Annotated in this window: 22 protein-coding genes; 12 read left to right on the top strand and 10 right to left on the bottom strand. The window is 61.6% G+C overall.

Features of this window, described 5'->3' with window-relative positions:
• Window positions 1-20: 20 nt before the first annotated feature.
• From ligD to RCH91_RS17090, 3 genes are read right to left on the bottom strand one after another with little or no spacing between them, the layout of a single operon-like run.
• Window positions 21-926 carry a non-homologous end-joining DNA ligase gene (ligD, locus tag RCH91_RS17100; protein ID WP_306536218.1) on the bottom strand — a complete coding sequence of 302 codons (906 nt, stop codon included), beginning with the start codon at window positions 924-926 and terminating at the stop codon, window positions 21-23.
• Window positions 923-1702, bottom strand: a complete 780-nt coding sequence (locus RCH91_RS17095; RefSeq protein WP_306536217.1) for a Ku protein — start codon at window positions 1700-1702, stop codon at window positions 923-925. Before RCH91_RS17095 ends, ligD begins: the two co-directional genes overlap by 4 nt.
• 14 nt (window positions 1703-1716) lie before the next feature.
• Window positions 1717-2487 carry a Ku protein gene (locus tag RCH91_RS17090; RefSeq protein WP_306536216.1) on the bottom strand — a complete coding sequence of 257 codons (771 nt, stop codon included), beginning with the start codon at window positions 2485-2487 and terminating at the stop codon, window positions 1717-1719.
• A 524-nt stretch (window positions 2488-3011) separates the two neighbouring features.
• Here RCH91_RS17090 and RCH91_RS17085 point away from each other — a divergent pair.
• From RCH91_RS17085 to RCH91_RS17035, 11 genes are all read left to right on the top strand, one after another.
• Window positions 3012-3512, top strand: a complete 501-nt coding sequence (locus RCH91_RS17085; protein WP_306536215.1) for a cytochrome c3 family protein — start codon at window positions 3012-3014, stop codon at window positions 3510-3512.
• A complete protein-coding gene (locus RCH91_RS17080) occupies window positions 3484-4266 on the top strand; it encodes a 4Fe-4S dicluster domain-containing protein (protein WP_306536214.1) in 783 nt (260 codons plus the stop codon). Before RCH91_RS17085 ends, RCH91_RS17080 begins: the two co-directional genes overlap by 29 nt.
• Before the next feature lie 2 nt (window positions 4267-4268).
• Entirely contained in the window at window positions 4269-5522 is a 1254-nt protein-coding gene (gene nrfD / locus RCH91_RS17075; protein WP_306536213.1) for an NrfD/PsrC family molybdoenzyme membrane anchor subunit, read from the top strand.
• Between the two features lie 148 nt (window positions 5523-5670).
• Entirely contained in the window at window positions 5671-6468 is a 798-nt protein-coding gene (locus RCH91_RS17070) for a cytochrome c (protein WP_306536212.1), read from the top strand.
• The gene (locus RCH91_RS17065) at window positions 6469-10044 is read left to right on the top strand and encodes a nitrate reductase subunit alpha (protein WP_306536211.1); all 3576 of its coding nucleotides are present in this window, start codon (window positions 6469-6471) and stop codon (window positions 10042-10044) included.
• 4 nt (window positions 10045-10048) lie between these two features.
• Window positions 10049-11500: a nitrate reductase subunit beta gene (gene narH / locus RCH91_RS17060; RefSeq protein ID WP_306536210.1), complete on the top strand. Its 1452-nt coding sequence runs from the start codon at window positions 10049-10051 to the stop codon at window positions 11498-11500.
• Window positions 11497-12120 (top strand): nitrate reductase molybdenum cofactor assembly chaperone, encoded by a 624-nt coding sequence (gene narJ, locus RCH91_RS17055; RefSeq protein WP_306536209.1) that lies wholly within the window; start codon window positions 11497-11499, stop codon window positions 12118-12120. The genes narH and narJ overlap by 4 nt, the downstream gene beginning before the upstream one ends.
• Complete coding sequence (locus tag RCH91_RS17050) at window positions 12114-12797, top strand: respiratory nitrate reductase subunit gamma (protein ID WP_306536208.1); 684 nt, start codon at window positions 12114-12116, stop codon at window positions 12795-12797. The genes narJ and RCH91_RS17050 overlap by 7 nt, the downstream gene beginning before the upstream one ends.
• 87 nt (window positions 12798-12884) lie before the next feature.
• Window positions 12885-14138 (top strand): nitrate/nitrite transporter, encoded by a 1254-nt coding sequence (locus RCH91_RS17045; protein ID WP_373694411.1) that lies wholly within the window; start codon window positions 12885-12887, stop codon window positions 14136-14138.
• Window positions 14139-14168: 30 nt separating this feature from the next.
• On the top strand, window positions 14169-15596 hold the full coding sequence (locus tag RCH91_RS17040) for a NarK family nitrate/nitrite MFS transporter (protein ID WP_306536206.1): 1428 nt from the start codon (window positions 14169-14171) through the stop codon (window positions 15594-15596).
• A gap of 115 nt (window positions 15597-15711) precedes the next feature.
• Window positions 15712-15984 carry a cytochrome c7 gene (locus RCH91_RS17035; RefSeq protein WP_306536205.1) on the top strand — a complete coding sequence of 91 codons (273 nt, stop codon included), beginning with the start codon at window positions 15712-15714 and terminating at the stop codon, window positions 15982-15984.
• A 125-nt stretch (window positions 15985-16109) separates the two neighbouring features.
• Here RCH91_RS17035 and glp read toward each other — a convergent pair whose 3' ends face one another.
• The 4 genes from glp to RCH91_RS17015 all read right to left on the bottom strand — a co-directional run bounded on the left by glp (window position 16110) and on the right by RCH91_RS17015 (window position 19104).
• Window positions 16110-17336 carry a gephyrin-like molybdotransferase Glp gene (gene glp / locus RCH91_RS17030; RefSeq protein ID WP_306536204.1) on the bottom strand — a complete coding sequence of 409 codons (1227 nt, stop codon included), beginning with the start codon at window positions 17334-17336 and terminating at the stop codon, window positions 16110-16112.
• A 45-nt stretch (window positions 17337-17381) separates the two neighbouring features.
• Window positions 17382-18284, bottom strand: a complete 903-nt coding sequence (locus RCH91_RS17025) for a protoglobin domain-containing protein (protein ID WP_306536203.1) — start codon at window positions 18282-18284, stop codon at window positions 17382-17384.
• Between the two features lie 337 nt (window positions 18285-18621).
• Window positions 18622-18777: a hypothetical protein gene (locus tag RCH91_RS17020; RefSeq protein ID WP_306536202.1), complete on the bottom strand. Its 156-nt coding sequence runs from the start codon at window positions 18775-18777 to the stop codon at window positions 18622-18624.
• Between the two features lie 126 nt (window positions 18778-18903).
• Complete coding sequence (locus RCH91_RS17015; RefSeq protein ID WP_306536201.1) at window positions 18904-19104, bottom strand: cold-shock protein; 201 nt, start codon at window positions 19102-19104, stop codon at window positions 18904-18906.
• Between the two features lie 243 nt (window positions 19105-19347).
• Between RCH91_RS17015 and RCH91_RS17010 the strand changes: the two genes are divergently transcribed.
• A complete protein-coding gene (locus RCH91_RS17010; RefSeq protein ID WP_306536200.1) occupies window positions 19348-22317 on the top strand; it encodes an NAD-glutamate dehydrogenase domain-containing protein in 2970 nt (989 codons plus the stop codon).
• 89 nt (window positions 22318-22406) lie between these two features.
• On the opposite strand, the gene RCH91_RS17005 is transcribed toward RCH91_RS17010, so the two are convergent.
• The 3 genes from RCH91_RS17005 to mobAB are packed head-to-tail and all read right to left on the bottom strand — an operon-like array spanning window position 22407 to window position 24970.
• The gene (locus RCH91_RS17005; protein WP_306536199.1) at window positions 22407-22838 is read right to left on the bottom strand and encodes an MOSC domain-containing protein; all 432 of its coding nucleotides are present in this window, start codon (window positions 22836-22838) and stop codon (window positions 22407-22409) included.
• Window positions 22839-22864: 26 nt separating this feature from the next.
• Complete coding sequence (moaA, locus tag RCH91_RS17000; protein ID WP_306536198.1) at window positions 22865-23845, bottom strand: GTP 3',8-cyclase MoaA; 981 nt, start codon at window positions 23843-23845, stop codon at window positions 22865-22867.
• A gap of 21 nt (window positions 23846-23866) precedes the next feature.
• Window positions 23867-24970 carry a bifunctional molybdenum cofactor guanylyltransferase MobA/molybdopterin-guanine dinucleotide biosynthesis adaptor protein MobB gene (gene mobAB, locus RCH91_RS16995; RefSeq protein ID WP_306536197.1) on the bottom strand — a complete coding sequence of 368 codons (1104 nt, stop codon included), beginning with the start codon at window positions 24968-24970 and terminating at the stop codon, window positions 23867-23869.
• Window positions 24971-24975 lie beyond the last annotated feature (5 nt).

Here is a 24975-nt window from a genome sequence, read left to right as displayed (position 1 = left end):
AACCGTTTCCTCGCAAGCCGTCAGAGATGGGGAAGCTTCTGTTTTTTGGTCAACACCTCCCGAAAGAGGTCCCCCGTTTTCTCGGTTCTGCTCACGGCTTCAGCGTGGGTGATATGGAACTTTTCCGGGTCGCCGCGTTCGGCCAGGCGCTCCAGTTCCTTCCATTCAAGGGGAAACGAAACGATCGGTTTTTCCCGGGCCCGCAGGGAATAGACGCAGATCATCGTCTTGGACGCGTCGTTCTGGGACCAGTTGATGAAAACCTTTCCTTTCCGCTCTCCCTTAGCCATTTTCGCGGTCACCAGGTCCGGATAGTTTTTCTGCAGGATCAGCGCAACGGCCCTTGAAAATGTCTTGGTCTCCTCGAAGGTCGTCTCCCTTCGGTTCAGGGGGACATACACATGGAGCCCCTTTCTCCCCGAGGTTTTCACATAGCTTGCAAGCCGCAACGGGGAGAAGAGGTCCCGAAGGATCAGTGCCACCCGGGCACAGTCCAGAATGTCCGCCCCGTCGCCGGGATCGAGATCGAAGACCATGGAATCCGGCGTATCGGGGGAGCTGGCCCGGGCCAGGGGGACGTGGAGCTCAAGGGACGCAAGGTTCTCCACCCACATGAGCGTTTCCAGGTCGTCCACCAGGCAGACCGTCATCGGCTCCCCGTCATCTAGGGGCACCTCGGCCGTTTTCACCCAGGCCGGACGGTGGGAAGGGCAACGCTTCTCGAAGAAGAAATCCTTTTCCACCCCTTCGGGATAGCGCTTCAGGGTCAGTGCCCGGTCCTTCAGGTGGGGGAGGATACACTCCCCAATGCGGGTGTAGTATTCCAGGACATGGGCCTTCGCGAAGCCATGGGCCGGATAGAGGTCCTTCTCCAGGTTCGACAGGGAGAGCCTTTTCCCGGCGATGTCGACGAATGTGCGGCTCACCGGCTCTTCTTCACCTTGCGCATGATATCCTCCAGCGCGGCGACGAGGTCGATGGGCCCTTCTTCCTCTTCGCCTTCCATGACAGGGGCTTCCACCGGGGCTTTCTCCTGTGCCTTCCTCTTCAGGAGATCCATGAGCCTTTCCCGGCGCTCGTCCGCATATTTCCCGGGGTTGAAATCCGCCATCATGGTTTTGATGCTCTTTTTCATGCGGCTTTTCGCCTCGGCTTCGATCGTTCCTTCCTTCGGGGCGATATCGTCAGCGGAGAGTATTTCCTCGCTGTAATGGAGCGTGGTCACGGCCAGTGCCCCCTCCGTGCTCTTGACCGCCACGAGATACTCGCGCTCGGCCAGCACGAATTTCGCGAGCCCGGCCATGTTTGTCCGGCCCATGACCTCGGCCAGCAGCCGGTAGGATTTTTCGCCCCCTTTCAAGGGAACGAGGTAATAGGGGTGATCGAAGTAGATGGGATCCACTTCCTTCATATCGATGAAGTCGACGATCTCGATGGTGCGGCTCCGCTCGGGCGACACGGATTCCAACTCCTCGTCCGTGATCGGTATGTATCTCTCGGGCGCGATTTCGTATCCCCTGATGATCTCCTCGGGAGGGACCATCACATCGTCTTTCGGGCAGAACATCCTTCGTGCGAGGGGGGAGAAGTCCTCACTGTGGAGCATGCGAAAGGAGATCCGGCCGGGCTCCACAGCCTTCACCAGCTCCACAGGAATCGCCACCAGACTGAAACTTATGGTCCCGCTCCATATCCCCTGCATGTCATTCTCCCGTTTCAGGCCACCTTCTTCAGGCTCGCTTCAAGGGCTTCAAGGAGCTTGTCCGGTGCCGTCGGCGTCAGGCGTTTGGGGCGCAGGATCGCGACTTTTTCGCCCCGGGCTTTCTTCTCGATCAGCTGCTGCAGCTTCTTCTGATGTTCGTTTTCGAATTTCTGCGGCTCAAAAGGAGCAGCCAGCTGATTGATCAGGTCGATCCCTATCTTCAGTTCTTTTTCCGACAGAGGGATATCCTTCAGTTCGAGAGAAGCTGCCGCAATCACTTCGTCGGCATGCCGGAGGGTATTCAGGCGAAGAATCTTCCCGCTTGCCTGCAGAGCCCCGAGATAGGCCCGCTTTCTCATGGTCCAGGTGCAGATGCCTGCCACCCCCATCTCACTCAGGGCCGCCACAAGCTCGCTGTATCCCGCGGAAGGAATGTCCGGCTCCAGGTAGTAGACGTGGTCGAGAAAGAGGGGATCGATCTGTTCGGACCTGACGAATTCGTGAACCTCGATCATCCGGCTGCTCTCCGGGGCGAGTTCCTCCAGTTCCGCCGGATCGATGATGATGTATTTCCCCTCCTCCACCTCGTATCCCTTGATCTGCGCTTCCGCCGGCACCGGCTTTTTCTCGAAGGCGCAGATCATCTGCTGGCGCAATCTCACCTGATCGCGCCTGTGCAGGAGGTGAAACTGGATCCGCTCCTCCCTGACCGCCGCATGGAGCTTCACCGGTACATCCGTATCCTCAAAATGGATACTCCCCTTCCAGATGGTTCCCCCTGCCATATGGGTTCCTCCGCAGTTCCATTAATGCCATTTGTTTCGCTCAGTTATGAACCTTGCTCATGGGGGAAGTATCGCACGAAATTTCCTGTTGTCCATCGAGGTCTCCTGATGGGGAGCAAGAAGCTCATGATCCCTCTGCCGGCCAACTGACGGCGTGGCGGGACGCTCCCCCATTTTTCCCTGTTACCAAGGTTTGCGCAGAACCGGGGTACGTAACCTTTCTCTCCCATGTGTTACTGCAAGGTAACGTCACATCCGTCTGCACACATTCATCGAGCCGTTCCATAATTGTGTTAGCTTATATTTATTACATGGTTATGATTTTTTATCCCGCCAGGCGCTTTTGGTACGTGACTTGCCATTATGTTGTTACCCTGTCGATTCCGAATATTCGTGTGGGGAAAGCGTTTGAGTGGAATGGCGCTGGACCCGCCACCAATAAAACATCATTTGGCTTCATCGCCCGGACACTTTCAAAACATCCCGGAATATGATGAAAACGCCAAGAAAGAGGGGATAATTACATGGGGAGTCATGTCTGGAGACCGCTCTATATCGCCGTAGCCCTGATCGTTCTGGTCCTCATTGCCAGAACGTTCCTGGTGCCGGAAGACTTCGGCGTCCATGAACGGGGATACATGTACGGCATGCACCGCAAAGGGAACGAAAACGAATGGAAAGCCGTAACCGTGAAATACAGGACGGCCTCGTACTGCAAGGAGTGCCACGCCGACAAGGTGGAAAGCCTCAGCCGCACTCCCCACGGAATCATCAACTGTGAAAACTGTCACGGTCCGGCCCTGAACCATCCCGACGACCCTCCCACCCTCACCATCGACAGGAGTCGGGCGCTCTGCCTGCGGTGTCATGCAGCCCTCACCACACCGACCAGCGGCAGGGCAAACATTGTTGGGATAAACCCCGACACCCACAACCCCGGCGCGGAATGCAGCTTGTGTCATGACCCGCACAACCCCATCTCAAGGAGTCACAGCGATGAACAGGCGAGACTTTCTCAAAAATAGCATTACAGTTATCGCAGGACTGGCAGTTCCTCTCTCTGCTCTGGAACTCATCAACCCGAGAAAGCTCCTTGCCGAGAAGCCGGACGGATCAAGGGTAAGGTGGGCTTTCCTGGTGGATACCCAGGCCTGCGTCGGCTGCGGCTTCTGCGTGAAGGCGTGCAAGACGGAGAACGAGATCCCCCATGAGACCAACATAACGCGCACCTGGGTGGAGCGGTACGTGGTCACCAAAAAGGGGAAGACCTATGTGGACTCCCCCAAGGGGGCGCGGGACGGTTTCACCACGGACCGCATTGACCTCAACGAAGAAGGGCTTCAGGAGATCAACAAGGACGACGTTGAAAAGGCGTTCTTTGTCCCCAAGCTTTGCAACCAGTGCGAAAACCCCGCCTGCGTCCAGGTATGCCCCGTGGGGGCCACCTACCAGACCCCAGACGGGGTGGTGCTGGTGGACAGGAAGCACTGCATCGGCTGCGCCTACTGCATCATGGCATGCCCCTACGCGGTGCGCTCGTTCCATCCGGAGTACAAGACGGCGGAAAAGTGCACCTTCTGCTATCACCGGATCACCAAGGGGATGAAGACGGCCTGCGTCGACGCCTGTCCCTTCGGCGCACGAAAGATCGGGAACCTGCGGGATCCCGACGATCCGGTGACCAAAACCATCATGTCCGGACGGATCGGCGTCCTGAAGGAACAGTACGGCACCAAGCCGCAGGTCTACTACATAGGCCTTTCCAAGGAGGTTAAATAGCCATGGTACACGGAGAAGCCTGGACACTGAAAGAGCTGTTTGTCTACCCAAACGAATACATCTACTGGACCATCCAGATTGTCATGTATCCCTTCATGACCGGCCTGGTGGCCGGCGCCTTCGTCCTCTCCTCCCTCTACCATGTCTTCGGGATCAAGCAGCTGAAGGACATCGCGCGCTTTTCACTGGTCTTCTCCTTCGCCCTCCTCCCGGTGGCGATGATACCGCTCCAGCTCCATCTCCAGCACCCGGAGCGGGGGATCGAGGTGATGCTGACCCCCCACTTCACCTCGGCCATCGCCGCCTTCGGCATCGCCTTTTCCACCTACGGCATGATCGTCGCCTCGGAGCTCTGGTTCGTCTACCGGCGGCATTTCGTGGAGACGGCCCTCGCGTTGCGGGCCAAACCGGACAAGAGCCCCCTGGAGAGATTCAGGTACCTCCTGTTTTCGACCCTCACCCTCGGCGCCTGGGACATCAGCGCCCATGCCCTGGAAAAAGACGAAAAAGCGGTGAAAATCATGGCAACCGTGGGGATCCCGGTCGCCTGCCTCCTCCATGGCTACGCCGGTTTCATCTTTGGCTCGGTCAAAGCGAACGCCCTCTGGACCACCCCCCTCATGCCGTTCATCTTCATCTGCTCCGCGGTGGTCTCGGGCATCGCCCTCTGCATGCTCGTTTACATGGTTACCATGGAGATCCGCAAGCTCATGGCGGGGTGGAAGAGGAAGCAGGACCCCTCCCTTCCCTCCCCGGAAGCGATCAAGAGCATGGAGATGTACGAGATCACCATGACATCCCGGTATCTCGTCTATGCCCTCATTGCCGCGTTGGGGCTGGAACTGCTGGATCTCCTTTTCAGGGACTACGCCAAGTTCCAGTCGTGGGAAATCGTGCGGAGCGTCATCTTCGGCCAGGACTTCGTCAATATCTTCATCGTGCAGTACGGCCTCGGCAACCTGGTACCCCTGACCCTCTTCCTTCTGCCGCGCATCACGGCCAAGAGGGCGGCGGTGGCCACGATCCTCGTCCTCATGGGGGTCTTCATGATGCGCTGGAACCTCGTCATCGGGGGACAGGCCTTCTCGGCCTCCTTCTCCGGATTCATGCACTACGAACTTCCCATCATTCCCCACGACATCGAGACCTTCAAGGAAGGGCTCATCGGCGCCATACTGGTTGGAATTACGCCGTTTGTCTTTTTCTGGGGACTGAACAAGATCTTTCCCGTGTTCAAGTATGATGACTCCCATTAGCAAAATTTTTTTTGAACTTTCATAAATTTGATCTAAATCAAGGACCCGGATTTGTAAAACGTTATTCTACAGTTATCCTTACAATATATTTATAAGCTCCGGCTTACACTCGGTTTGAGAACCATCTATCCAGTGCGGGAGGAACACCATGATGAAAGGAATGTCTCGAGCAGCAATCAGTACGGTTTGCCTGTTGCTGATGTTGTCCCTTGCAGCGCTCGCTTACGCCGATCCCGGCAAGGATCTGTTCGACAAGCAGTGCTCCGGCTGCCACACCGTCGGCGGCGGCGACGGGGGGGGGCCGGATCTCAAGGGGGTAACCGACAGGAGGTCCGAGGAGTGGCTCGAGTCGATCATCATTGAGCCGGACAAGATGGCGAAAGATCAGTCCCGCGTGGACCTGATCAAGAAATACGGCTACGAGATGCCGAACCTCGGCATCAGCCATGACGATGCCCTGAAGATCATTGCCTGGCTCAGGAGTTCAGGCGGGGGCGGGGCCGCGGCAGGGGCCCAGCCGGCCGCCGCGCCGGCCAAGCCGGTGGAAACCGTGGTGACGCCGCAGCTGGTGGCCCAGGGGAGGGCACTCTTCACCGGCTCCAGTCCCTTCGCCAACGGCGGCGCCCCCTGCGCGGCCTGCCACCCGTTCCGGGCGCCGGGGGTCTCCGGCGGCAACATGGCCACTGACCTTTCGGACCACTACGAGGGAATGGGGGAGCAGGGGCTGCGCGGCGTGCTCAAGAGCCTCAAGTTCCCGGTCATGAAAAAGATGTATGCCGACCGCCCCCTGACCGAGGAGGAGATCACCGCCGTGGTGGCCTTTTCCAAAGATGCGGCGGCCCAGAAGCGGGGGGGGTGGTCCTTCGACATCTTCCCCATAGCCGGCGCCGGCTTCTTTATCTTCTGTCTCGCGGTGTTGATTCTCTACAAAAGGAGGACCAGATAAATGTCACATGAAAGAATAAAAGACGACCGGACCGGATGTGACCGCGGATGGGAAGAGTTCTACCGGAATCGCTGGCAGTACGACAAGGTGGTGCGGAGCACCCACGGGGTGAACTGCACCGGCAGCTGCAGCTGGATGGTGCACGTGAAGGATGGCATCGTCGGCTGGGAGCTCCAGGCCAACGACTACCCCCAGTTCGACGGCACCATTCCCAACCACGAGCCCCGGGGCTGCACCCGGGGGATCAGCTACTCCTGGTACCTCTACAGCCCGCTGCGGGTGAAGTATCCCTACATGCGCGGCGCCCTTATCGACCTTTGGCGCGAGGCCCGCAGCCGCCACGAGGACCCGGTGGATGCCTGGAAGAGCATCGTGGAGAACCCGGAATCCCGCAAGGCCTATGTGGGCAAGCGGGGGACGGGGGGGATGCGCCGCGCCGATTGGGACGAGGTGACCGAACTGATCGCCGCCTCCTCCATCTACACCGCGAAGAAATACGGCCCCGACCGGGTCATCGGTTTCTCGCCCATTCCCGCCATGTCCATGATCAGCTACGCGGCCGGCACCCGGTTCCTCCAGCTCTTCGGCGGGGTCGCCATGAGCTTCTACGACTGGTACTGCGACCTCCCCCCCGCGTCGCCCCAGGTCTGGGGGGAGCAGACCGATGTGAACGAGTCGGCCGACTGGTACAACGCCTCCTACATCGTGCTCTGCGGCTCCAACGTCCCCATGACCCGGACCCCGGACGCCCACTTCCTTACCGAGGCCCGCTATCGGGGCACCAAGGTGGTGGTCATGTCCCCCGACTACAACATCGCCACCAAGTTCGCCGACAACTGGCTCCCGGTGGAGCAGGGGCACGACGGCGCCTTCTGGATGGCGGTGAACCACGTGATCCTCAAGGAGTTCTACGCCGACCGCCAGGTCCCCTTCTTCCAGGAGTACGCCCTGAAGTACACCGACCTCCCGTTCCTCGTGAAGCTGGATGAGAAGGGCGGGGCCCTGCGTCAGGGTGAGTTCCTCCGGGCCGCCGAGTTCGAGCGGAGCGCCTCACTTGAACATGCCGACTGGACCCTCTGCGTGGCCGACGGCGCCGGTGACGTGAAAATCCCCCACGGCAGCCTCGGCACCCGCTGGAGCAAGCAGGAGGGGAAGTGGAACCTGGACATGAAGGACCTGGTGGACGGCTCCGACATCGACTGCCGCCTGACCCTGATCGGCGGCGAGACCGGCCAGGTCCGCTTCACGTTCGAGTCCGACGGCGACAGCATCCGTGAGGTGCCGGTCCGGCGGATCGAGACGAAGAACGGCCCCGTGACGGTGGCCACCGTGTATGACCTCCTCATGGCCCAGTTCGGGGTCTCCCGGGGCCTCGGGGGGGACTACCCCGGGAGCTACGGTTCCGACAAGCCCTTCACGCCGAAGTGGCAGGAGAAGTACACGGGCATCGCCGCCCAGTCCCTCATCAAGATCGCCCGGGAATGGGCCGAGAACGGCGAGCAGAGCGGCGGCCGGAACATGATCATCATCGGCGCCGGGGTGAACCACTGGTACCACAACGACCTCATCTACCGGGCCGCCATCACCGCCCTGATCCTCACCGGCAGCGTCGGCCGCAACGGCGCGGGGCTCGCCCACTACGTGGGGCAGGAGAAGGTGGTCCCCCTGGCCCCCTGGACCTCCATCGCCATGGCCCAGGACTGGGTGAAGCCCTCCCGGCTTCAGAACACACCCAGCTTCTGGTACATCCACTCGGACCAGTGGCGCTACGACCGGACTTTTGTGGACTACTTCAAGCCCGAAACCGGCGAGAAGATGCCGCTCCACGCGGCGGACATGAACGCCAAGGCGGTCCGGCTCGGGTGGCTCCCCTTTGCTCCCCACTTCAACGACAACACCCTGCGGATGGTGGAGGCGGCCAAGGCGGCGGGGGCCCAGAGCGATGACGAGATCCGCTCCTGGCTCGTGGGGCGGCTGAAGAGCGGCGAGACCCGCTTCGCCATCGAGGACCCGGACGGCCAGGGGAATTCCCCCAAGGTCTGGTTCATCTGGCGGGCCAACGCCATCTCCTCCAGCGCCAAGGGGCATGAGTTCTTCCTGAAGCACGTCATCGGCGCCCCCAACAGCAGCCTCTCCGCCAAGGAGGTGGCCAAGGGGCAGGTGAAGGATCTCGTCTGGCACGACAAGGCCCCCGAAGGGAAGATGGACCTGGTGGTGGACCTGAACTTCCGCATGGACACCTCCACCCTCTACTCGGACATCGTCCTCCCCACGGCCACCTGGTACGAGAAATCGGACCTGAACACCACCGACATGCACTCCTTCGTGAACTGCCTGGACGCCGCCGTGCCGCCGTCGTGGGAATCCAAGTCCGACTGGAAGATCTTCACCCGCATCGCCAAAAAGGTGAGCGAGCTGGCGGTGAAGCACCTCCCGACGCCGGTGAAGGACATCATCGCCGCGCCGCTCCTCCACGACACCCCGGGCGAGATCGCCCAGCGGACCGTGAAGGACTGGAAGCTGGGGGAATGCGAGCCGATCCCCGGCAAGACCATGCCGAACCTGGCCATCGTGGAGCGGGACTACGTGAACCTCTACAACCGCTACGTGTCGGTGGGGCCCCACATGGGTCACCTCCACGCCCACGGGGTCAGCTGGGAGGCGGACGACGTCCACGAGACGCTCCTGGAGACCATGCCGACCCGCAGCTGGAACGGCAAGACCTTCCTGGACCTGGAGGACGAGAAGGCCGTGGCCGACGTGCTCCTCTCCTTCGCCCCGGAGACCAACGGCGAGCTGGCCTACCGGGCCTACCAGAACCTGGAGAAGCGGGTCGGCAAGCCCCTGGCCCAGATCGCCGCCGGGAGCCGGGACCTGCGGATCAAGTGGGAGCACGTGACCCAGAAGCCCCAGCGCTACTGCAGCACCCCGGTCTGGAGCGGCCTCGTGAACAACGGGCGCCCCTACGCCCCCTACACCCTGAACGTGGAATACGACGTGCCGTGGCGCACCCTCTCGGGCCGCCAGTCCCTCTACCTGGACCACCCGTACTACGGCGAGTTCCACGAGGGGCTCCCCACCTTCAAGGCGAAGCTCAACCCGGCGATCCTGGACGAGACCGAAGGGGAAACGGGGCTGGTTCTCAACTTCCTCACCCCCCACGGCAAGTGGAGCATCCACTCCACCTACAGCGACAACCTCCGGATGCTCACCCTGGGGCGGGGCGGACCGGTGGTCTGGCTCAACCACGAAGACGCGGCCGGGGCCGGCATCGAGGACAACGAGGAGATCGAGGTCTACAACTTCAACGGCGTGGTGGTCTCCCGGGCCGTGGTCTCCTCCCGCATTCCCAAGGGGGCGGCGGTCATGTACCACGCGCCGGAGCGGACCATCAACATCCAGAAATCGAAGAAGACCGGCAAGAGGGGCGGGGTCCACAACAGCCTCTCTCGCATCCGCCTGAAGCCGACCCTGATGCTCGGGGGCTACGCCCAGTTCAGCTACTACTTCAACTACTGGGGACCCACCGGCGTGAACCGGGACAGCTACGTGGTCGTCAGAAAGCTGAGGGGGTGAGACAATGGATGTCAGAGCGCAACTGGTAATGGTGTTCAACCTGGACAAATGCATCGGCTGCCACGCCTGCAGCCTCTCCTGCAAGAACATATGGACCGACCGCAAGGGCGCGGAATACATGTGGTGGAACAACGTGGAGACCAAGCCCGGCGTCGGCTACCCGAAGAAGTGGGAGGACCAGGAGGAGTTCAAGGGGGGCTGGGTCGCCGACGGCCAGAACCTGCGGCTCAAGGCCATGGGGAAGGGGCCGACGCTCCTCAACATGTTCTTCCAGCCCAATATGCCGAAGCTGGATGACTATTACGAGCCCTTCGACTTCGACTACGGCAACCTCTACGGCGCCAAGGGGGGTGACGACCAGCCGGTGGCCGAGGCGTTCTCCCAGATCTCCGGGGAGAAGATGGCCCACATCAAGGCCGGCCCCAACTGGGACGACGACCTCTCCGGCTCCCAGGTCTACGCGGCGGAGGACGTGAACCTGGAGGACCGGAAGATCATCGAGCAGTACAGCACCATGTTCATGCAGTACCTCCCCCGCATCTGCAACCACTGCCTGAACCCCGCCTGCGTCGCCTCCTGCCCCTCCCGGGCCATCTACAAGCGGGGCGAGGACGGGGTGGTTCTGGTGGACCAGGAGGTCTGCAAGGGGTGGCGGTTCTGTACCAGCGCCTGCCCCTACAAGAAGGTCTACTTCAACTGGAACAGCGGCAAGGCGGAAAAGTGCATCTTCTGCTTCCCCCGGACCGAGACGGGCCAGTGCAACGCCTGCGCCCACAGCTGCGTCGGCCGGATCCGCTACGTCGGGGTTCTCCTCTACGACGCCGCGAAGGTGGAGCAGGCCCTCCTGAAGCCCGACAACCAGCTGGTGGAGGCCCACCGGGCCGTGATCCTCGACCCCCGGGACGAGGCGGTCCGGGAAGGGGCCCGGAAGAACGGCGTCCCCGAGCAGTGGCTGGAGGCCGCCGAGAAGTCGCCGGTCTACGCCCTCGTCAAGGAGTTCGGTCTGGCCCTGCCGCTCCACCCCGAGTTCCGGACCATGCCCATGGCCTACTACATCCCGTCCCTCTCGCCGGTTCTGGCAGCCGGCGGCGAACTCCATGAACTGGTGGAGCACGGGACGATCCCGCCCCGGGAGTCTCTTCGGGCCCCCATCGGGTACCTGGCGAGCCTCCTGGGGGGCGGCAACCGGGAGGTGGTGGCGGCGGCCCTGGAGAAGCTCATCGCCCTCCGCATCCACATGCGGGCCAAAAACCTGAACCAGCCCCCTGACGAGGCGATCCTCGCGAGGGCGGGGCTGGACGAAGCCGGAGCCGGCCGTCTCTATCGCCTCTTCACGGTCGGCGGCTACAACGAGCGGAACATCATTCCGCCCCAGCAGCGGGAGGATCTCGATTCGCACACCCGCAAGGGGGCCAGCGGCTTCGGCATCCTGAAGAAGACGGGGAGGGGAAAATGATAACCGCTGAACTCTATGCATCCCTCGCCCGGATGCTCGACTACCCCCAGGAGAAAAAAGGCCTCCTGTCGGCCCTGGGCCTCGTCCAGGGGTATCTCGTGGCTGAGCGCCTGGAGTGCTCCCTCGGCCCCTTCGGGGAGTTCGTGACCGGATCGACCCTGGCGGAAATCCAGGAGGAATATGTGGCGACCTTCGATTTCAACCCGTCGGTCGCCCCCTATCTGGGCCACCACCTGTTCGGCGACAACCAGAAGAAGGGGGAGTATCTCATCGCCCTGAAAGGGGAGTATCGCCTCCATGACTACACCCCCCTCGGCAACGAGCTCCCCGACCACCTCCCCCTCATCCTCTGGTTCCTGGCCCATCTGGCCAGCAAGGGGGAGACCGGGGCACGGCAAGCGTTCATCGACCGGTACGTGGTGCCGGGGGTCGAGAAGCTCGCCGGCAGCTTCGCCGCATCCCGCCGGGATTCCCCCTGGAGGCCCGTGGTGGAGGCCATCCGCCTCATCTGCGGCGAGGACGCCGCCCAGGGAGTGCGCCCGGCTGAAGCCATCGGCCATGGCGTTCCCGAACAAAGCCGCCCGAAAATGGTTATGCACCCGGAGGTAAGACCATGCTGAATACGCTCATTTTCGTCGTTCTTCCCTACGTGGCCCTGGCGCTGGTCCTGGTGGTGACCCCCTACCGCTTTTTCAGCAACCGCCTCGGCTGGACGGCCTATTCCACCCAGTTCCTGGAGCGCAGGACTCTCTACTGGGGGATCAACCCGTGGCACTACGGGATCATCCTGATCCTCCTGGCGCACCTGGCCGGCATTGTGGCCCCCGGAGTCATGAAACGGCTCCTGGGGAACAAGGACGCCCTGATCTTCCTGGAGAGCGTCGGCCTCGGCCTGGGGTTCCTTGCCCTGTTCGGCAGCATCATCCTGCTGCTGCGCCGGGCCAACTCCACCACCCTGAAGCGGCTGACCCTGGTGAGCGACTGGGTCCTCCTCCTGCTCCTGATCACCCAGACCGCCACGGGGGTCTATATTTCTCTCTTCATGCGCTGGGGCTCCCAGTGGTACCTCCACACGGTGGTTCCCTATTTCTACTCCCTCATCTCCTTCAACCCGCAGCTGGAGTATATGGCCGACTTCCCCCTCATCTTCAAGCTGCACGCGGCCGGGGCATTCCTGATCGTGGCGCTCCTGCCCTTCACCAAGCTGGTCCATATGCTCTATCAGCCGTTCACGTTCCTGAAGGATCCTCCCATCCTCTACCGCTGGCAATCCAAGCCAAAGGAAAGGGTGGGGTAACGGTAGTCGGAGGAGTACGTCATGGAAACGCAAGAGAATAAGATGGCATCGGTGGCAACGTGGGGAACCCAGATCAGGGAGCGCGCCATGGCGACCCACAAGCACCGGCAGATATCGGTTCTGACGATGAATACCCTCTCCTTTACCGTCTGCTTCGCGGTGTGGGTGATGTTCTCCATCATCGGCATTCCGATCAAGGCCGCCCTGGGCCTGAACGAGACCCAATTCGGCATCCTGGCCGCCACCCCGATCCTCTCCGGCTCCCTGATCCGGCTGCCGCTCGGGATGTGGACCGACAAGTACGGCGGGCGCATCGTCTTTTTCATCCTGATGCTCTGTACCATCATCCCCATCTACCTGGTGAGTGCCGCCACCGAATACTGGCACTTCCTCCTCCTGGGGCTGTTCCTCGGGCTTGCCGGCGGCTCCTTCTCGGTGGGGATCAGCTACACCGCCCGCTGGTTCACGAAGGCCCGGCAGGGGTTCGCCATGGGGATTTTCGGCGCCGGGAACGCGGGCGCTGCGGTGACCAAGTTCCTGGCCCCCTCCCTGGTGGTGGCCTACGGCTGGCAGGCGGTCCCCAAGGTCTATTCCGTGGCGATGCTCGTCACGGCCATCATGTTCTGGCTCTTCACCTTCACCGAGCACAGCCACAAGGTCGATTCGACCGTGACCATCAAGGACCAGCTGGCGGCGCTGAAGGACCCGAAGGTGTGGCGCTACTGCCAGTACTACGCCATCGTCTTCGGCGGCTACGTGGGGCTGTCCCTCTGGATGACCAAGTACTACATTAATGAGTATGGGTTCGAAATCAGAACCGCCGCCCTGCTCGCCGCCATATTCGTGCTCCCCTCCGGGGTGATCCGCGCCCTGGGCGGCTGGCTTTCGGACCGGTTCGGCGCCCACACCGTCACCTGCTGGGTCATGTGGATCTCCGGCGGGTGCCTGTTCCTCCTCTCGCTGCCCCACTTTGATGTGGTCGTCAAGACGGTGAACGGCCCCGTGTCGCGCCATGTGGGGCTCAATGTATGGATCTTCACGGCCCTCCTCTTCATTGTCGGGATAGCCTGGGGCTTCGGCAAGGCGTCAGTGTTCAAGCACATTGCCGATGAGTATCCCCACAACATCGGCGTAATCTCCGGCATCGTGGGGCTCGTCGGAGGACTCGGAGGGTTCCTCCTCCCCATCATGTTCGGCGCCCTGGTGGACCTGACCGGTATCCGAAGCACCGCCTTCATGCTCCTGTACGGTTCAACGTGCGTCTCCCTTCTCTGGATGTATCTGGCACTGAAGAAGGAAAAAGTTCATCGCAAACTGAAAACAGCGGACATTCTGGAATAACCAGCCAATTCCCATGGAAGGAGAAAAACGATGCGAGCGGATGTAATGACAGGAACGGAAACGAAAAAGAGCGGGTCACCCCGCGTATTGACCGAGTGGAACCCGGAGGACAAGCACTTCTGGGAGACCAAGGGAAAGGCCATCGCCAACCGCAACCTCTGGATTTCCATCCCGGCGCTCTTTCTGGCCTTCGCGGTCTGGATGGTCTGGAGCGTGGTCTGCGTGAACCTCCCGCTGATCGGCTTCAAGTACGACACCAACAAGCTGTTCTGGCTGACGGCCCTGCCGGGGCTGGCGGGGGCGACACTCCGCATCTTCTACTCATTCATGGTGCCGATCTTCGGCGGCCGCAAATGGACCGCCATCAGCACCGCCTCGCTCCTGATTCCCGCCATCGGAATCGGCTTTGCCGTGAGGGACCCCTCCACGAGCTACACGACCATGCTGATCCTGGCGGTGTTATGCGGTTTAGGCGGCGGCAACTTCGCCTCCAGCATGGCCAACATCAGCTTCTTCTTTCCCAAGGCCCAGAAGGGGACCGCCCTGGGATTGAACGCAGGGCTGGGGAACCTGGGAGTGAGCGCCATGCAGTTCATCGTGCCGCTCGTTATTACCACCGGCATGTTCGCCGCCCTGTGCGGCGATCCGCAGATGTGTGTCATCAAAGGCGAGACCAAGCCGCTCTGGCTGCAAAACGCCGGCTTCATCTGGGTGCCGTTCATCGCCCTGTCCGCCATAGCAGCCTGGTTCGGCATGAACGATATCGCCAGCGCCAAGGCTTCCTTCAGCGACCAGGCCATCATCTTCAAGCGCAAGCATAACTGGTTGATGTGCTGGCTCTATCTCGGCACCTTCGGTTCGTTCATCGGCTACTCGGCGGGGCTTCCGCTCCTGACCAAGTCCCAGTTCCCCGGCGTAAACCCGGTCCAATACGCCTTCCTCGGACCCCTCGTGGGCGCCCTGGTCCGTCCGGTAGGGGGGTGGCTGGCCGACAAGCTCGGCGGGGCGAGGGTCACCTTCTGGAACTTCATCGTCATGGCCGCCGCCGTGTTCGGCGTCCTCTACTTCCTCCCCCACGGCGGAGTCGGCGGTAATTTCTGGGGATTCCTGGCGATGTTCATCCTCCTCTTCGCCACCACCGGCATCGGCAACGGCTCCACCTTCCGCATGATCCCGGTCATCTTCATGACCGAACGGCAGCGGGATGCGGCGGGCAAGGGAGAGGCGGCCCAGGAGCAGGCGATCAAAGACGCCAACAAGGAGGCGGCCGCCGTGCTCGGCTTCACCTCGGCGTTCGCGGCGTACGGCGGGTTTTTCATCCCCAAGAGCTTCGGCACCTCAATCGCCGCCACCGGCAGCCCTGATATGGCCCTCTACGGATTCATCGGTTTCTATGTTAGCTGTATCGTCATGACATGGTGGTACTACTCGCGGAAAAACGCCGAGGCTCCCTGCTGAGGGATAACACGCTGGCGCTCAGTATTACCCTTGCTGTAGCCACACCACGGCCTATCCTGCAGGGAGGTCGTGGTGTTAATTCCCCTTCACGGGTCACCATCGAAAGGAGCAGTACATGAAAAAAGTTGTCTCAGCAGCCGCACTCGCCATCTTCTGTGCGGCAACGGCATTCGCCGCCGACACCATGGTTTTTGAAAACAAGAACGGCAATGTGACCTTCCCCCACAAAAAGCATCAGGAAATGCTGAAAAACTGCAAACTCTGCCATGAGAAGGGTCCCGGCAAGATTGAGGGATTCGGCAAGGATTTTGCGCACACAACCTGCAAAGGCTGTCACGAGAGCAAGAAAGCCGGTCCGACCAAATGCGGTGAGTGCCACAAAAAGTAATAAAACAGAAGCCGTAACGCGGAAAGCCCGGACCGCATCAGCAGTCCGGGCTTTCTGGTATCTCTCCACCTCCGCCACCATGAACGGCCGGTGTTCAACCTCCTCCACAGTCTTTTCTTTCTCCTTTATCGATCAGCTTCGCTGGGTCCCTCCCCCATTTCAAAGTGCCGGTCCAGAAGCTGCACGTCAACTTCAGCGCCGGCGTCAAGGAGGGAATCGGGGGGGAGCTTCAGCAGACCGTTGCAACTGGTCAGTGACGACAGGCGGGCGGAGCTCTGGTTGCCGGTGACGGAGACCACGTAGCACCCTTCGACCAGCTCTACGGCGCAGCGGACCAGATGGGGACGGTTGCCACGGTTTGCCGCCGCTTCGACCAGGGTGCCCCTGACAATGGGCCTGAAAATGCGGGAATGCCCCATCATTTTCAGCAGGGAGGGCCGGACGAACTGTTCGAAGGCCACCATGGCGGCAACCGGGTTCCCCGGCAAGGCAAAGACCGGCTTTCCCCGGACCATGGCGAACGCCACCGGTTTCCCCGGCTTCATGGCCACCTTCCAGAAGAGAATCTCTCCTCCCAGCTCCTGGAGCGCCTCCCGGACGAAATCCCGGTCTCCCACCGAAACCCCGCCCGTGGTTATGAGAACGTCGGCCTGCATCCCTTCGAGGATTTTGGTCCTGGTGATCTCCCGGTCGTCCCGGGCTATGCCGAGCATGACCGGCTCCCCTCCGGCTTCAAGGACCTGAGCGGCAATACTGAAGCTGTTGCTGTTGATGATTTTCCCCGGCACCGGCATGGAGCCGGGCTGGATGAGTTCGTCACCGGTGGAGAGGACCGCGACCCGGACCCGGCGAAACACCGCAACCGCCGTTTTCCCCAGGGAGGAGAGCATGCCGAGCTCCTGGGGGCGGAGACAGGCCCCCGTTGAAATTACCCGTTCGCCGGCCGTGACATCTTCGCCGCGGCACCGGACATGGTCGCCCTTCTTCACCGTGCCCGTGAAGCGGATCACCCCGTCGGACTCCTCCACGTCCTCCTGCGGGACAACGGTGTCGCAGCCGGGGGGGAGCGGGGCGCCGGTCATGATCTTCACCGCGCAGCCTGTGAGAACCGGCTCCGTTCGCGTCTCCCCTGCCGGAAGAAAGCCGCAGATTGTAAGGTCTCCTGCCGCAGCATCGGCATGGGCGAACGCGTAGCCGTCCATGGCCGAGTGGTCAGCGGCAGGGATGTCCCAGGGGGCAAAGGTGTCTTCGGCCGCAATTCTCCCCAAGGAGTGGAGAATGGGAACCTCCTCGGCTCCGAGACGCTGCGAGTGGGAAAGGATGATGCGCCGGGCCTCTTCAATGGATATCATGTCATTACTCCTCTGTCGGGCAGCATGATCGCCTCATGGCAAAAGTTAGGATAGGGATGATGTATTCTGACTCTTGGCCACCAGAAAGTAAACCACTCCCAGAATGAGGAGCGTGCCGGCCAGAAAGGCCTGGGTAGTCAAAGGGTCGTGCCGGATGGTCGAGATCAGGATTTCCCTGATGATGGCGACAATGACAACCCCGACGAAAACCAAAATATTGAACTTCGCCCCCTTCAGTGCCTTGATCTCGTTTTCCATCAGTTCCACCATCATCCAGAGGATCAGAAGGGTCCCCAGGGCCGCCAATATCCCCTTTTCCAGGTTCCCGCTGAAGACATGAATGATATCGGAAATGAACAACCCCACCACGGAAATTGACGCCCCCATGAGCGCCACCACGAGGATCAGATTGAGCCCGTAGGTGAACCGCTCTGCCGCTCGGATAAGATTCGATTCAAACCGGTGGGAGATGAAGACTTTTTTTAGCTCTTCTTCCATGTAGGAGGCGCTCATGATGTCGAGGTTGATATCGATGATCTTCTCTACCACCTCGGTCTTTTTCCGCCGCTCTTCCCGATCGGCGAAGTTTTCCCGGATCATATTGACGACAAACCGTCGCACCAGGTGCATCGCCGAATTGACGTAATGGGCGTTGAGGCCAATCTTTACATGGACATGGCCGACCCGTTGCAGGTTGTGGAGGTACTGATTGTCGTATACCCCGCAGAAAAGGTTGATAAACCAAAACCTGTGCTTTTGTTTCAGCCTCTCAAGAACGGGATCGCCATTGAGGAATCCGGCCGTTTCCGGTACCCCCAGAAGATTGTCATAGAATTCATCGATCAGCAGATCCGCATTGGTCTCGGCGAGAGGACGCAGCGACTTCAGGGTCTCCGCATCCTCGTCGGTGAAGAAGTAGTGAGACTTTATCTCCTGCATCGTCAGCATCGAAAAGTACTCCTTGAAGAAAAGGGATAGTTTTCACACAGTATAACCGCACAGAAGGCATCTTCAATTTGAAGGCTTCCTGTTTTTGCAACTCCCCCGCAGCACAGCGGCACACTGCAACGAAAACGGCCCCACTGGCTGGATGCCGGTGGGGCCGCTGCATGTCGTTAAAGGTGGTTCCTTCCATGGAACCGATGGACATAATCACCACAAAACTTAATGTGCCATTTCTTACACAGACAGAAGGCAGAAGTCAAGGACAAAGTCTCCTCCCCTGGCCCGTGCGGGGCGGTGACGCTGCCGTTGCGCCAGATCCTTGTTCAGGAGGTTTAACGGCCTATTTCCGCCACGGCTTGAGGAAAAAATAGATAATCAGCAGGAAGGGGGCAGCTGAAAAGGCCGCCTCGAAGTTGCCGAGGAAGAGCTGCCAGGTCCCGAAGGAAACCAGGGAGAGGACGAATACAACCAGAATGACCGAAACAAGCCTGTTCATGGAAATAGATAGATACTCACAAAGACCGGAAGGGAGACGTCACGCTGCCGACGTCCGGAGGGAATGGGCATAAAAAAAGCCCCGGATTGCTCCGGGGCCTTTCTCGTGTTGCAGGGTTCGAATCGCTTACACCCTGGTTACGTTGGCCGCCTGCAGACCTTTCGGGCCCTTGACGACGTCGAACGTTACCCTATCGCCCTCAGTAAGGGATTTGAAACCGTCGCCCGTGATGGCCGAGAAGTGGACGAATACGTCCTCACCGTTCTCCTGCTCCAGAAAACCAAACCCCTTGCTGTCGTTGAACCACTTTACTGTACCGTTTGCCATGTTCTTTCTTTCTCCTGATGCTGCTGTGTGTTAGTTTGTCTGGGCATACCCATAGACAGATGCAACACTATCAGCTTTCATACCGAAAAGTCCACGATTAATTTGCACCCTGTGAAAAATAGTTTCCGAAGCCGGGAAGAGACGCCCGAAAAGCCGGTCGGAGCACCAAACGGCGCGGCACAAGGGGAGCGACATCGTGTATACTCCACCCTATCCCCCAACGCAAGAGAGGAGTCCCAGACCATGACCGCGGCACCGGCAACCACCAGATCCCCGAGCGCGGAGCGGGCAGAAAACCGCCGCTGGCTCAAGGAGCAGATGAACCCCTACTTTTTCATCGCCATGAAGGACGAGCCCGAGGCCCTCGCCATCCTGACGCGGGAACTGGGGATGCTGCGGCGCAACCGGCGCATCCTGCTGGCCGACCGGGAAAAGTCCCTCATCATGGCGGTGGTCAACCAGGCGGGGACCCTCTATGACACCCTGCGCCGCATCCCGGAGCGGGAGATCTCCTACGCCATGATTGCCCACTCGGACGACCCGATCCCGGGGCTCGCCCAGAACCTGGAGATCCAGCGCTTCGAATTCGACCGCCGGAGCAACGAGGAGATCCTCGCCGGTCAGGAGGTGGAGGTGCCGGCCGCCATCCGGCGGAAGGTGACAACGGCGGTGCGCACCTACTACCCCGACATGGATCTAGCCGACCTGGACCGGCTCCTCCGCATCCTCTGGCTCAACAACGAGAACTACGTCCGAATCTCCCCCCCCCGCCGGGTTGCCCAGGTGCTCCGCCTCTTCCAGGAGGGGAACCGCCGCGGCGGCCTTTACCTGGACGTGGAGGAGATGGAGCAGAGCACGGCTGGCAACGAGTCGCGGGTCTTCTTCGCCGTGGGGAACCCTCCCCAGAAGGACTTTCTCCTCCAGGTGATGGAGGTCTTCAAGCGCCTCGAACTGGGCGTGAACCGCGCCTACTGCCTCACCATCAGCAACGGCGTCCACCCCTACTTCCTCGGCACCTTCTATGTACGACACCATGGCGGCAGAGTACTTGAGCGGGGTTCCGAGTTCTTCTGCCGCCTGGAGAGGGAGCTCTCCAACACCCAGCTCCTGGCGACCAGCTCCCACGCCTACCGCGAATTCGTCATCACCGGCTCCATGAGCGGCGATGAGGCCACTCTCGCCAACGCCTTCATCGCTTTCTGCCACTCGAACCTGGCCCACAACCAGCCCGACCGCTTCGGCCTTGACGACGTGCGCGGCGCCTTCCTCTCCCACCCGGAGATCGCGCTCCAGCTGGCCACGCTCTTCCGCGCCCGCTTCGACCCCGCCATTGCGGACCGGGACGCGGCCTATGAGCAGGCCCTTGCCGAGACGCGGCGGGAGGTGGCGGGGTACAACACGGGGCACCGCTACCTGGACGAGGTGCGACGGACCATCTTCCGCGCCTGCCTCTCCTTCATCACCCATACGCTCAAGACCAACTTTTTCGTCCTGGAGAAACAGGCCCTGGCCTTCCGGCTCGACCCGGCCTATCTCACGGAGCTCAGTTCCGATTTCACGGCCGATCTGCCGCCGGTCATGCCGTTCCGTATCACCTACTTCTTCAGCCGCTACGGCTTCGGGTACCACATCGGCTTCTCCGACATCGCCCGGGGCGGCTGGCGCACCGTCATCTGCCGCACCGCCGACGACCTGGTCACCAACGCCAACACCCTCTTCCGCGAGAACTTCGTCCTGGCCCACACCCAGCACCTGAAGAACAAGGACATCTACGAGGGAGGGTCGAAGCTCGTGGTGCTCCTGGACGCATCGGACCTGAAGGCAAAGGAGCGGGAGCTGGAGACCTGGCGGCTCTACAAGCTCCAGTACGGCATCACCGGCGCCTTCCTCGACATCTTCACTACCGACAGAGGCGTGGCCAGACACCCGGCCGTGATCGACTACTACCGGGAGGACGAGCCCATAGAGCTGGGTCCCGACGAGAACATGCACGATTCCATGATCGAGACCATCGCCTGGCTGTCGAAGCGGCGCGGCTACATGCTCGGCATCGGCATCATGTCCAGCAAGCGGGTCGGGATCAACCACAAGGAGTACGGCGTCACCTCCACGGGGGTGGTGAAGTTCGCCGAGATCACCATGGCCGAGCTGGGGATCGACATCCGCCGCGACCCGTTCACCGTCAAGCTCACCGGCGGCCCGGGCGGCGACGTGGCCGGCAACGCCCTGCGGCTGCTGCTGGAACGCTCGCCCCAGGCCACCATCACCCTCATCCTCGACGGCACCGCGGCCCTCTGCGACCCGGCCGGCGCCGACCACAGGGAACTGGGGCGCATCCTCCTGAAACAGGACCTGGACGCCTTCGACCCGGCGGCGCTCCACCCCGGCGGCTTCATGCTCTTCCGGACCGGGAGCCGCCGCGAGGGGTTGCGGGAGCTCTTCCGCCGGGTGACGAAGACCGACAGGGGGCTCGTTGATGAGTGGATCTCCCTGGACGAGTTCTCCAAGGAGTACGGCGACCTGGTCTTCACCGTCCCGGCCGACCTCTTCATCCCGGCCGGGGGCCGCCCCGAGACCATCGACAGGGACAACTGGGAGCGCTTCCTTCTCCCCGACGGCACCCCGTCGGCCCGGGCCATCGTGGAAGGGGCCAACTCCTTTATCACCCCTGCGGCCCGGATCGAGCTCCAGAAGAAGGGGATCATCGTCATGCGCGACGCCTCGGCCAACAAGTGCGGCGTCATCTCCTCCTCCTACGAGATCATAGCCAACCTGCTGCTCTCGGAGGAGGAGTTCCTGGAGCACAAGGAGCGCTACGTGGCAGACGTGCTCGCGATCCTCGAAAAGCGGGCCGGCGACGAGGCGCGGCTCATCCTCAGGCGTCGCCGCGAGCAGCCGGGGCTCCTCTGCACCGAGATTTCCGACTCCCTCAGCACCGAGATCAACGCCAACTACGGGCGGCTCTTCGCCTTCTTCCAGGGGCGCCCCGAGCTCTCCCTCCAGCCCCTCTACCGCCGGGCGATACTCGCGCACCTGCCCAGGATCATCGCCGAGGAGCCCCGCTTCCGCCGCCGCCTCGCCCGGCTCCCCCAGAAGTACCTCTCGGCCATACTCGCCGCCGAGATCGGCTCGTCCATGGTCTACAAGGGTGACCGGGAAGCGGCGTTTGAGGACATGATCCGGCTCCATCTGACGCGGAATTTCCCAACTTAGTACCTCCGAGCCCGCCATACGACCAAAGAAAAGCGCCCCCTCCACGGACAGGAGGGGGCGCTGGCACATCATCCACTTTTGCGTAACGGTCAAACGAGCTCGATAGCATCCCCCGGCCGCACCGTCCCGCCCGTCAGGACCCTGACGAAGATCCCCTCCTTAGGCATGACGCAGTCGCCGGCCTGGTAGAAGATGGCGCAGCGGGTGTGGCACTCCTTGCCGATCTGGGTCACCTCCAGGAGCGTCTCCCCCACCGTGAGCCGCGTCCCGATCGGAAGCGCCGGCAGGTCGATACCCTCGGTGGTGATGTTCTCGGCGAAGTCGCCGCTGTCCACGTCGAGACCCATGGCCCGCATCTTTGCAATACTCTCCGTGGCCAGCAGGCTCACCTGCCGGTGCCACTCTCCCGCGTGGGCATCGCCGACGATGCCGTGGTTCTCCCTGAGTTCCACGCTGGCCACCGGCGTCTTGCGCTCACCCTTGTTCTTGCTGATGCAGACGGCTACAACTTTCGCTGACATAAAGACCTCTCGTAGTGTCCTTCCTGCTACCCGCCCACCTTCGCCATGGAGAACGCTGTATGCTCCGCCTTCTCCGCATCCATGCCGTGGCGCGCCGGCTTGCCTCCCACCAGTCGCCGCAGGGCATCCTCCAGCAGGGCCGGAACTTCCACTCCGAGAAACGGCTTCAGGTCGAGTCCGTCGTCGGAGAAGAGGCAGCTCTTGGCCATGCCCGTTGAGGTGACCCGGATCCGGTTGCATTCGCCGCAAAAGTGCCCCGAGACGGCAGAGATAACCCCGATGGTCCCGGTGGCGCCGCGGATGCGGAAATCCCGCGACGGGCCTGCCATGGCCCCCTTCTCAACCGGCTCAAGCTCGTAAACGGAGGCGATCCGGTCGAGGATCTCCTGGGCCGGGATGCAGAACTGCTGCCAGTTCTTCTCACGGGTGGCCGGCATGTACTCAATGAAGCGGACCGTGTAGGGGTGGTCGAGGGTGAGGCGGGCAAAGTCCACAACCTCGTCGTCATTCAGCCCGCGCATCACCACCATGTTGATCTTTGGCGGAGGGAACCCGGCGGCCATGGCCGCGGCGATGCCGGCCATGACCCGCTCCACGTCGCCGGTGCGGGTGATGGTGCGGAAGGTGTCGGGCTTGAGGGAGTCGAGGCTGATGTTGAGCCGCTGGACCCCAGCCTGGCGCAGGTCAGCTGCCATCTCAGGGAGCAGGACACCGTTGGTGGTGAGAACCAGCTGCCGCAGCCCCGGGATTGCCGCGACCCGGGCGAGGAACGGCACGATCCCCTTGCGGACCAGGGGCTCGCCGCCGGTGATCCGGATCTTCTCGACCCCGATGGCCACCGCGGCCCGGGCGATCCGGAAGAGATCTTCGTAGGAGAGGATGTCGCCATGGGACAGCTTCTCCACCCCCTCGGCCGGCATGCAGTAGCGGCAGCGGAGATTGCAGCGGTCGGTGACCGAGAGGCGGAGATAGTTGATCCTGCGGCCAAAGTTGTCAACAAGTTCCATGATACACCCGCTCTTTTGGAGTCAGCGGAGAAACCGCTCCTCCACGAAGCCGGCCACCTGGGCCGGATCATTCAGGTCGAGGACCGGGACGTCAAGCTCCAGGGCCTCGTCGCTCGCCACGGCCACAAGGGTCGGATCGTGCTCCTCGCCCCGACACAGCAGCGTAGCGCTCCGCTCCTTGCGGTGAACCTCGATCTTTGGCAGGCCGCTCTTCTTGAACCCCTCGGTGAGAACGATGTCCACATCGCCGAAGTAGGTGGCAAGGAGATCCTCGAGGGGGGGAGATTCGGCGTGCTTCTTCACCATCGCCAGCTTTTCGGGAGAGGCGATGAGCATGGTGTCGGCGCCGGCAGCGGTGAGGCGATGGGAGTCCTTCCCCGGGTGGTCGATGTCGAAGCGGTGGGCGTCGTGCTTTATCACGCCCACCCGGTATCCCCGCCCCTTCAGTTCCGTAATCACCTTCTCGAGAAGGGTCGTTTTTCCCGTTCCTGATTTTGCCACGAACGATAGTGCCTTGATCGCCATCCCTTCCTCCCTGTATCGAACGGTTTCAAACTCTTCCGGAGTGTTGACGTTGACGAAAGTCCGTCCCGGCGTGACGAGGTCGGCCAGTTCCGCGGGCTCCACATGGCGGGTGCGCACCTCGGGATAGAAATCGTAGATCCGGTAGTCACCCTCCCGGAGCATCCGCTCCATGGCCGGCAGGCACCCCGTCCCGTAGACGGCGAAGAGGGGGTCGAGCCCGTCGTCGGTGCAGGGGACCACCACGTCGTACCCTTCCCGCAGGGAGCAGAGCCGCTCGATAACCCGCGGATCGGGCCACGGCACATCGCAGGCCGAAACGAAGATGTAGGGGGTCCCTGCCCGAGCGAGGCCGGTGTGGAGACCGCCCAAGGCGCTCCCGGGATGGATGTCGGGATAGACCGGCAGGCCATAGGGTGCGAAGCGCTCGCTACGGTCTCCCACGAGAATCGTCCGTGGAAACAGGGGCCGGAAGGTGTCGATGACCCGCTCCACGAGGGGGGTCCCGCCGAAGGAAAGGAGCGCCTTGTCGCGCCCCATGCGCCGGCTCTTTCCTCCTACGAGAATCACGCCGGTCACGTCGGAGAGGTATGCACCATCCATGGGTG

The sequence above is a fragment of the Geobacter sp. genome, from assembly GCF_030834625.1.
GTDB lineage: Bacteria > Desulfobacterota > Desulfuromonadia > Geobacterales > Geobacteraceae > Geobacter.
This window is presented reverse-complemented; position numbering and strand designations above follow the sequence as displayed.

What these genes read in the sequence shown, in the direction of transcription:
- RCH91_RS17095 (WP_306536217.1), bottom strand. Translation starts at nt 1,702, where the DNA reads ATGCAGGGGATATGGAGCGGGACCATAAGTTTCAGTCTGGTGGCGATT.
- RCH91_RS17090 (WP_306536216.1), bottom strand. Translation starts at nt 2,487, where the DNA reads ATGGCAGGGGGAACCATCTGGAAGGGGAGTATCCATTTTGAGGATACG.
- RCH91_RS17085 (WP_306536215.1), top strand. Translation starts at nt 3,012, where the DNA reads ATGGGGAGTCATGTCTGGAGACCGCTCTATATCGCCGTAGCCCTGATC.
- RCH91_RS17080 (WP_306536214.1), top strand. Translation starts at nt 3,484, where the DNA reads ATGAACAGGCGAGACTTTCTCAAAAATAGCATTACAGTTATCGCAGGA.
- nrfD (WP_306536213.1), top strand. Translation starts at nt 4,269, where the DNA reads ATGGTACACGGAGAAGCCTGGACACTGAAAGAGCTGTTTGTCTACCCA.
- RCH91_RS17070 (WP_306536212.1), top strand. Translation starts at nt 5,671, where the DNA reads ATGATGAAAGGAATGTCTCGAGCAGCAATCAGTACGGTTTGCCTGTTG.
- RCH91_RS17065 (WP_306536211.1), top strand. Translation starts at nt 6,469, where the DNA reads ATGTCACATGAAAGAATAAAAGACGACCGGACCGGATGTGACCGCGGA.
- narH (WP_306536210.1), top strand. Translation starts at nt 10,049, where the DNA reads ATGGATGTCAGAGCGCAACTGGTAATGGTGTTCAACCTGGACAAATGC.
- narJ (WP_306536209.1), top strand. Translation starts at nt 11,497, where the DNA reads ATGATAACCGCTGAACTCTATGCATCCCTCGCCCGGATGCTCGACTAC.
- RCH91_RS17050 (WP_306536208.1), top strand. Translation starts at nt 12,114, where the DNA reads ATGCTGAATACGCTCATTTTCGTCGTTCTTCCCTACGTGGCCCTGGCG.
- RCH91_RS17045 (WP_373694411.1), top strand. Translation starts at nt 12,885, where the DNA reads ATGGCGACCCACAAGCACCGGCAGATATCGGTTCTGACGATGAATACC.
- RCH91_RS17040 (WP_306536206.1), top strand. Translation starts at nt 14,169, where the DNA reads ATGCGAGCGGATGTAATGACAGGAACGGAAACGAAAAAGAGCGGGTCA.
- RCH91_RS17035 (WP_306536205.1), top strand. Translation starts at nt 15,712, where the DNA reads ATGAAAAAAGTTGTCTCAGCAGCCGCACTCGCCATCTTCTGTGCGGCA.
- glp (WP_306536204.1), bottom strand. Translation starts at nt 17,336, where the DNA reads ATGATATCCATTGAAGAGGCCCGGCGCATCATCCTTTCCCACTCGCAG.
- RCH91_RS17025 (WP_306536203.1), bottom strand. Translation starts at nt 18,284, where the DNA reads ATGCTGACGATGCAGGAGATAAAGTCTCACTACTTCTTCACCGACGAG.
- RCH91_RS17020 (WP_306536202.1), bottom strand. Translation starts at nt 18,777, where the DNA reads ATGAACAGGCTTGTTTCGGTCATTCTGGTTGTATTCGTCCTCTCCCTG.
- RCH91_RS17015 (WP_306536201.1), bottom strand. Translation starts at nt 19,104, where the DNA reads ATGGCAAACGGTACAGTAAAGTGGTTCAACGACAGCAAGGGGTTTGGT.
- RCH91_RS17010 (WP_306536200.1), top strand. Translation starts at nt 19,348, where the DNA reads ATGACCGCGGCACCGGCAACCACCAGATCCCCGAGCGCGGAGCGGGCA.
- RCH91_RS17005 (WP_306536199.1), bottom strand. Translation starts at nt 22,838, where the DNA reads ATGTCAGCGAAAGTTGTAGCCGTCTGCATCAGCAAGAACAAGGGTGAG.
- moaA (WP_306536198.1), bottom strand. Translation starts at nt 23,845, where the DNA reads ATGGAACTTGTTGACAACTTTGGCCGCAGGATCAACTATCTCCGCCTC.
- mobAB (WP_306536197.1), bottom strand. Translation starts at nt 24,970, where the DNA reads ATGGATGGTGCATACCTCTCCGACGTGACCGGCGTGATTCTCGTAGGA.